This is a genomic window from Laceyella tengchongensis (assembly GCF_900182735.1).
GTDB lineage: Bacteria > Bacillota > Bacilli > Thermoactinomycetales > Thermoactinomycetaceae > Laceyella > Laceyella tengchongensis.
Window position 1 is genome coordinate 1 of sequence record NZ_FXTU01000018.1, and the last position, 7,501, is coordinate 7,501.

6 protein-coding genes and 2 rRNA genes are annotated in these 7,501 nt (G+C 49.3%); 1 reads left to right on the top strand and 7 read right to left on the bottom strand.

The genetic code is table 11. The features are described 5' to 3' along the window. From QQZ12_RS16705 to QQZ12_RS16720, 4 genes are all read right to left on the bottom strand, one after another. Positions 1-171 (bottom strand): 16S ribosomal RNA (locus QQZ12_RS16705); the annotation flags it as partial. Between the two features lie 477 nt (positions 172-648). Then, positions 649-1,743 (bottom strand): DUF871 domain-containing protein, encoded by a 1,095-nt coding sequence (locus QQZ12_RS16710; protein ID WP_102992679.1) that lies wholly within the window; start codon positions 1,741-1,743, stop codon positions 649-651. Positions 1,744-1,769: 26 nt separating this feature from the next. After that, complete coding sequence (locus tag QQZ12_RS16715) at positions 1,770-2,081, bottom strand: PTS lactose/cellobiose transporter subunit IIA (RefSeq protein WP_102992680.1); 312 nt, start codon at positions 2,079-2,081, stop codon at positions 1,770-1,772. A gap of 17 nt (positions 2,082-2,098) precedes the next feature. Further along, positions 2,099-2,398, bottom strand: a complete 300-nt coding sequence (locus QQZ12_RS16720; protein WP_102992681.1) for a PTS sugar transporter subunit IIB — start codon at positions 2,396-2,398, stop codon at positions 2,099-2,101. Between the two features lie 168 nt (positions 2,399-2,566). On the opposite strand from QQZ12_RS16720, the gene QQZ12_RS16725 reads away from it, so the two are divergent. After that, a complete protein-coding gene (locus QQZ12_RS16725) occupies positions 2,567-3,844 on the top strand; it encodes a PTS sugar transporter subunit IIC (protein WP_102992682.1) in 1,278 nt (425 codons plus the stop codon). A 47-nt stretch (positions 3,845-3,891) separates the two neighbouring features. Here QQZ12_RS16725 and QQZ12_RS16730 read toward each other — a convergent pair whose 3' ends face one another. The 3 genes from QQZ12_RS16730 to QQZ12_RS16740 all read right to left on the bottom strand — a co-directional run. Next, on the bottom strand, positions 3,892-5,604 hold the full coding sequence (locus tag QQZ12_RS16730) for an ABC transporter permease/substrate binding protein (protein WP_102992683.1): 1,713 nt from the start codon (positions 5,602-5,604) through the stop codon (positions 3,892-3,894). Further along, on the bottom strand, positions 5,601-6,797 hold the full coding sequence (locus QQZ12_RS16735; RefSeq protein ID WP_102993848.1) for a quaternary amine ABC transporter ATP-binding protein: 1,197 nt from the start codon (positions 6,795-6,797) through the stop codon (positions 5,601-5,603). The genes QQZ12_RS16730 and QQZ12_RS16735 overlap by 4 nt, the downstream gene beginning before the upstream one ends. 518 nt (positions 6,798-7,315) lie before the next feature. Further along, positions 7,316-7,501 (bottom strand): 16S ribosomal RNA (locus QQZ12_RS16740); the annotation flags it as partial.

Genomic DNA, 7,501 nt, shown 5'->3' on the forward strand with positions numbered 1-7,501 from the left:
GAGATTATCTGGTATTAGCACCGGTTTCCCGGAGTTATCCCAGTCTTACGGGCAGGTTGCCCACGTGTTACTCACCCGTTCGCCGCTAGGGTCCGGAGACCCCCGCACGACTTGCATGTATTAGGCATGCCGCCAGCGTTCATCCTGAGCCAGGATCAAACTCTCCGTTAAAGGTTTCACACTTCGGTGTGAAACTGAGGTTTGAGTCTATGCTCGAAGTTGATACTCCGCCGAGCAAAGCTCGCGGAGTTGTAAAACACTAAACACTAAAGTGTTAAGTGTTTCATCGAATTGACAGGTCACGTTGTCACTCTTTAGTTTTCAAGGAACGCTTCATTTTATTTTGCACCGCTCTTGCGGCGACAAATATGATCTTACCACCTTTCTATACATAATGTCAACACTTTAATTTACTTTTTTATTAAAACCGTGCCTTTCACCTTGATCCATCCGCATTCAGCCAGCCTTCTAATGTCCTTCCTCGACTGATACACCTCCCTTCGCATCCCAAAAGCGGGTTGACTCGCCAACCCGCTTACGTCCTCCCCTTTTTGATTTCGTTGGCGCCCAATGATGACCAAGTGAACCTCTGCAACCAATGAGGTTATTATCCATGCAAAAACAACATTCACCGCTTCCTTGCCCACTTCAAGCATCCATCTTTTCCGTAAATGTGAATTTGGCCCACGGCTTCAAATAATCCAGCAAAAACACCTCTTCAGGGACGATCCGGCCTATCACATTGGTTTTGCCGGAATTATGCATGGGCTTCAAGGCAATTTGCAATTCGCCCTTATATTGTCCGTACAGTTCATTGTCAATCAGGAGATCTCCCCGCTCAATGTCCACTGTGCGATGGGGAGGAAAGGGATATGCTTTGTATTTGATGCGGGAGGCTGTCGAACGAATCATGTACTCTGACACATCCCCACGATAGATATGGTATCCTTCTAACACGATTTTCCGCTCTAACGGACTGGCCTCATCCGCCAATTCCACTGTGAACGACAGCAAGTCGGGATTGATACGGCCCATCACCCGCAATTCAGCTTCGGTTGCGTAGGCATCACCAATAATCACATCATCAATCAAGCCTGTTGCAAACAAATGCTTGGCTTGCACATGAAGCGGCAAATCGCGGTGCATTTCCAACGTACACAAACCTTCTGTCACCGGCCAAGGCCCAAACGACGCATTAGGAGAAGTGATAAATGCGGCAGTGCGTATCCCGCGCGCCTTAAACATACGGCTACACTGGACAAAATGCGCATAGGACAATCCCGTGTAGCGATGCGGATAAAAATTGTGGCATCCCATTAATCGGCTGATATTGGGCTGATGATTCAAAATGTTTTCCAAATACTTGGTGGCGTTGCTCATGTTCAGTTCGATTTTCAACCCATGCGGATTATGCGTCATCACCGATTCTTCCAGCCCACCAAAACCGATGTCCAGGCGCACCCCGTCCACTCCGATCTCATGGAAAAAGGACAAGTCCTCATACGAAGCGCCAAATGCCCGGAACACACGGGGGGCTACATCGACGATCATCTCCATGCCCAAGTCTTTGGCGCATGCGGTCAGTTCAGCGAACTGCTTTTTCACTTGTGTGGGCCCAGCCTCCACCGAAAGCAGGCAAGTGAACACCCGTCTGCAACCGTGTTGTGCGGCCAACCGCAAATATGCCTGATCACGTTCCGCGGTGGAATGTTCTGGGTAAATGGAAATCCCCCATCTTTTCACGCAGGAACCCTCCCTTATTTGGCCGCTTAGGGTGTTTTTAGCTTCTTCACCAACCGAATCAAGCGTTCAATCAGCTTTTGTTCACTCATCGCCGTCATCAGATGATCTTGAGCATGGATCATCAACAAAGTTTTCTCCCCAGCCTTCCCGTTCAATTCAGCTTGAATCAGCTTGGTTTGTGCTTTGTGTGCTTCGTTCAGCACCTCCTCCGCCTGCTTGACTAGCTCTTCCGCCTTGGCGAAATCAAACGCCTCTGCAGCATCCAACGCTTCATAAGCGATGGCACGCGCATTTCCCGCATGCAAGATGATTTCATACAACTCTTGTTCATGATTCATGCTCTCCACTCCTGTCCCTAATTGTATCGCCGGATCAGCTCCAGCACTTTGGGGGCGCCAAGGGGAGTATAACCGAGTGGCGGAATCAATGCCACCGGTATTCCCAATCGTTTACCGATCTCCTCAAATTGGGCCAAACGATGCTTCACTTGCGGCGCGACCAAGCCCAGGTCATGCCGAGCCAGTTCAGCTTCAAATTCATGCGTTCCGACGGCCTTGATTTCCAAAGGAAACCCTTCTTGGTCGGCCAATGCCTTGACCGCATTGACCACAATCGCACTTGACATTCCACCCGAGCAAACCATCACCACGCGCATATCCATTCCCCCTGATCTTTCTGCCTAGTCATGCAGTGACGTTCCCATACTGCCAACATTATTATAACAATATTCACACATGGACAACGCACCCATTTATGAGATATATTTCAGATAGGAAGGTCATTATACAGAATCTTCAAAATATATTTACACAAGGAGGCGCCTATGCAACTCTTTCTTCAATGGATTGAGACTCGGTTAATGCCGCCAATGGCTCGCATTTCCGAAATGCGCCATATCCGAGCGGTGCGCGACGGAATCATCGCAACCCTGCCTTTAATCATCGTCGGTTGCTTTTTCATTATCATCGCCAATCCCCCTGTCGAATCTTGGGCTAAAGCAGTGGAACCGTATAAAGAACTGATTGTTGTACCCTTTCGTCTCACGTTGGGGCTAATGGCTCTTTACGCCTCTTTCGGAATGGGCCACAGCTTGGCCAGATCGTACCAATTGGACGGCGTTTCCGGTGGGTTGCTGACCATGGCTACGTTTATTATGGCGACGGTTCCGGTCAATCTCGACGACAAATTACCCGCAGACCAAGCACTTGGATGGCTGTTGCCATTGCAACATATGGGCGGAGCCGGATTGTTCATGTCGATCATCGCCATGCTCATCGCGGTGGAAACCATGCGCTTCCTCAAACAAAGAAAATGGGTCATCCACATGCCCGAATCCGTGCCTCGTTCGGTTGCGCGGTCATTTGAAGCGCTGATTCCAGCCACAGCGATTGTTCTGTTCATGTGGACGATCAGGGTGTTGCTGGACATTGATCTACACGCTTTGTTACAAAGCCTCTTTCAACCGTTGGCGATATTCGCCGGAAACACGTTTTTGGGCGCGATGGTTCCGGTCCTCTTCATCATGTTGCTCTGGGCGGCTGGCATACATGGCGACGCCGTAGTCGGGTCCATTTTCCATCCGATTTGGTTCGCTTTGCTTGACCAAAATGCCGCCGCGGCAGTAGCTGGCAAAGAATTGCCCAACCTGATTGTGGAACCGTTCTTCCAATGGTTTGTTTTGATCGGTGGTTCCGGCGCCACTCTGTCCTTATGCGTGCTCATGCTTTTTTCTAAATCTTCCTATCTCAAGCAAGTAGGCCGTTTTTCCATCGTGCCGGGCATCTTCAACATCAACGAACCCATCATTTTCGGCGTACCTATGGTAATGAATCCAATGATGTTCATCCCGTTCATCCTCGCGCCTTTGGCTTGCACCGCAGTAACTTATGCCGCATTCTCTATCGGCTTGATCGATAAAATCTCCCTATTGGTACCATGGACACTTCCCGGCCCAATCGGTGCATACTTAGCTACAGGCGGGAGTTGGCAAGCCGTATGCCTCCACTTGTTCAACTTGATATTGACAGGAGTCATTTATTGGCCGTTTTTTAAAGCCTATGAGCGCAAACTCCTCGCCGAGGAACAGGCGCAATCCGCCTGAAAAAAAGAAAAAAACCCTGGGCCGCTTAACCGGCCCAGGGTTTTTGTTTATTTCTTTGTCCATGCAGCCACTTTCTCAGGATGCGCTTTGATCCATGCCTCTGCAGCTTCATCCGGTGTCTTTCCTTTACGGATGTCGAGCATCACCGATTCCATGTCCTCTTTGGTCCATGCAAACCGATCCAAAATACGGTACACTTCTGGCATGTCTTCTTTCAACCCTTTGCGGGCGATGGTGTGGATCTGCTCTTCCTCACCATAAAGTCCCTTGGGATCTTTGAGGATCTTCAGATCATATTTGGCAAAGATCCAGTGCGGTTGCCAACCGACGACAACAATCGGTTTTTTCTGTTCAATCGCTTTGGCGAGCGAAGCCGTCATCGTCGCATCTGACCCGCTGACCAAGCTATAGTCCAATCCATACTGCTTGATCGCTTTTTCCGTGTTTTGCATGATGCCAGCGCCGGGATCGATTCCGATGATTTTGCCGCCAAACAAGTCTTTGTTTGCATTCAATTCTTCAATGGAGTCAACCGGCACATACTTAGGCACCACCAGACCCAACCGCGCTCCTTTTAAGCTGACACCAAGATCGTCGTATTGCCCTTTGTACTTTTGCACAAACACTTTTCCCGTCACGGGCAACCATGCCGCCAAATGCGCATCGACATCGCCTGCCACGACTCCTGACCACATTGGACCCGCTTCCGTTTCTTTCAAGTCAACTTCATACCCTTGGTCTTCTAGCACGCGTTTCATCACATGGGTGCTCGCAATCTCCGTATCCCAGCTCACATAAGCCAGCGTCACTTTTTCTTTGGCACCGCCAGGTTTGACATATGAGGCCACTCCCAAGCCCAACAGGGCCAAGATCGCCACAATCGACACCCATTTGCGGACTCCCGCCCACGGGGTCGCCCCTTTCGCTTGCTGACGAGGCTCACCCAAATTCTGCGTCATTCGGTCTAGGATGATGGCGATGATTACAATCGCCAAACCGGCTTCAAACCCTTTTCCGACTTGCAACCGCGAGATCGACTGCAACACGATCTCACCAAGTCCACCCGCACCGATCATGGAACTGATCACAACCATCGACAATGATAGCATGATCGTCTGGTTGATCCCTGCCAAAATCGTGGATTTGGCCAGTGGCAACTCTACTTTTACTAGCCGTTGCCACGGAGTGGAACCAAACGCGTCGGCCGCTTCCTTCAACTCGCTCGATACTTGCCGCAATCCCAACCCTGTCATTCGAATCGTGGGCGGCATCGCGAAGATGACAGACGCGATCACAGCTGGAACCGCCCCCAAGGCAAAGAAGAACACCGCAGGAATCAAATAGATAAACGCAGGCATCGTTTGCATAAAATCCAATAGTGGTGAGATCACTTTTTTAGCTTGATCGCTACGTCCTACCCACAACCCGAGGGGAATACCAATCACAATCGATAACAGCGTCGAGGTCAATACCAACGCAATGGTTTGTACACTGGCTTCCCACAAACCGAGATACAGGATGAATGACATACCCAACAAAGCAAACAACGCTATGCGCCAGCGACTCAACAGCCATATGATCAGGGATAATAGGAGAATGGTCGGCAAAGGGGGCAACACCGTCAATATGCGCTCGAAAAAATCAGTCGTCGGTTCGATCGCCCCTTGGATGACCGCGAAAAAAGGCGCGAAATGCACCTGCATCCATTTAATGAGCGCATCCACCCACTCAGCTAACTGAATTTTGGGTATGCCATTCATGCCGTATCACCCCCTTGTCCAGCCAATGCCGACAGCAACGCGCCTCGGCCAACAATGCCTTGTAAGCGCTCCTTATTATCTACCACCACGGCTGGATAAGAAAAATCCATTTGCACCATGGAAGCCAACACCTCTTGCAATGGGGTGTCTTTTTGCACTTTTACAATGTCTTCTATCATAACCTCTTCGATTTTCATATTTTGCGCTACCGCTTGTTTCACCTTGTCTGCAGTCAATAAACCTTTTACTTCTCGGTTGCGATCGATCACAAGCAATGTCGGAATGCGTTTATCCCGAATCCGGGTCAACGCTACCCTTGGCCCATCTTTACCCAGCACCACGACTTCCGGTTTTTGCATGATGCTTTCTGCCATCAGGACTTTGCCGAGATTTACATCCTCAACAAACCGCTCCACATACTCATCTGCCGGATTCGTCAAAATTTCCTCTGGTGTGCCGATCTGGACAACCTCACCATCGCGCATCAACACGATGCGGTCACCGATCCGCAGTGCTTCGTCCAGGTCATGGGTAATAAAAATAATGGTCTTATTCATATTGCGTTGTAGCTCCAACAACTCATCCTGCATATCCTTGCGAATGAGTGGATCCAGTGCACTAAACGCTTCATCCATCAACAGAATATCCGGATCATTCGCTAGGGCACGCGCAAGACCGACCCGTTGTTGCATCCCCCCGCTCAGCTGATCCGGCAAACTGTCAGCATAATTTTCCAAGCCGACCAACTTCAAACTTTCCCAAGCCTTTTCCCTACGGGCTTTTCCATCCATCCCCTGAATCTCCAACCCAAATTCCACATTCTCGACCACAGTGCGATGCGGAAATAAGGCGAACTTCTGAAACACCATGCTGATGCGCTTGCGACGGATTTCGCGCAATTTGTCGGCTGGCATTTCAACCAAGTCTTCGCCATCCAATAAGACTTGGCCCGCAGTCGGTTCGATCAAACGGTTGAGCATACGCAAGAGCGTCGATTTTCCACTACCTGACAAGCCCATGATGACAAAGATTTCTCCACCGTTGATCACAAAACTGGCACGGTTCACACCGACGGTCGCACCAGTCTCTTTAAGAATCTCATGTTTGTCCTTTCCTTGAAATAACATTTTTAGTGCCTTTTTGCTGGCTCTACCGTAAATCTTCGTTAAATTTTTCACTTCGATTTGTTTCAGCAACCTTTTCACCCCTCCAATCTTAGCGTTGATTATTCCCTTCTTAAACACATCGGAAAACATAATTTTCTTTTCTGAATCGGAAGTAATCCGATTGATTTCCAATACTCCTTTATAAAAATAGAACAAGCTCGCTATAACTATCTTGTTGTAAATGAAATCTTTTCATACCACTTGAGCAAACCAATGTGACTAACCCGCTCTGACACAAGAGCATGTCAACACTCCTACGCTATCCTTTCCGTGCTCGCACACAACAAACACACTTCTTCCGCCGCGTACCATGCCCTCCAATGCAAATAAATACGCACAGATGATTCTCTGATCTCCGCTTCAAATGATCCGCGTTCCAAGAAAGGGTTTCCAATCCGAAGACAGAGTTAGAAAAGTACACAAAAAAGCCGCAATCGGTTAACCGATTGCGGCTTTTTCATCCCTCATTGTTCCCTGAAAACTAAAGAGTGAGTGTCACGTGACCCAAGAAAATGATCGATTATGCTCTAGAAAGAGCTCCTTAGAAAGGAGGTGATCCATCCCCACCTTCCGGTAGGGATACCTTGTTACGACTTCACCCCAATCATCTGCCCCACCTTCGGCGGCTGGTTCCAAAAAGGTTACCTCACCGACTTCGGGTGTTGCAAACTCTCGTGGTGTGACGGGCGGTGTGTACAAGGCCCGGGAACGTATTCACCGCGGCATGCTGA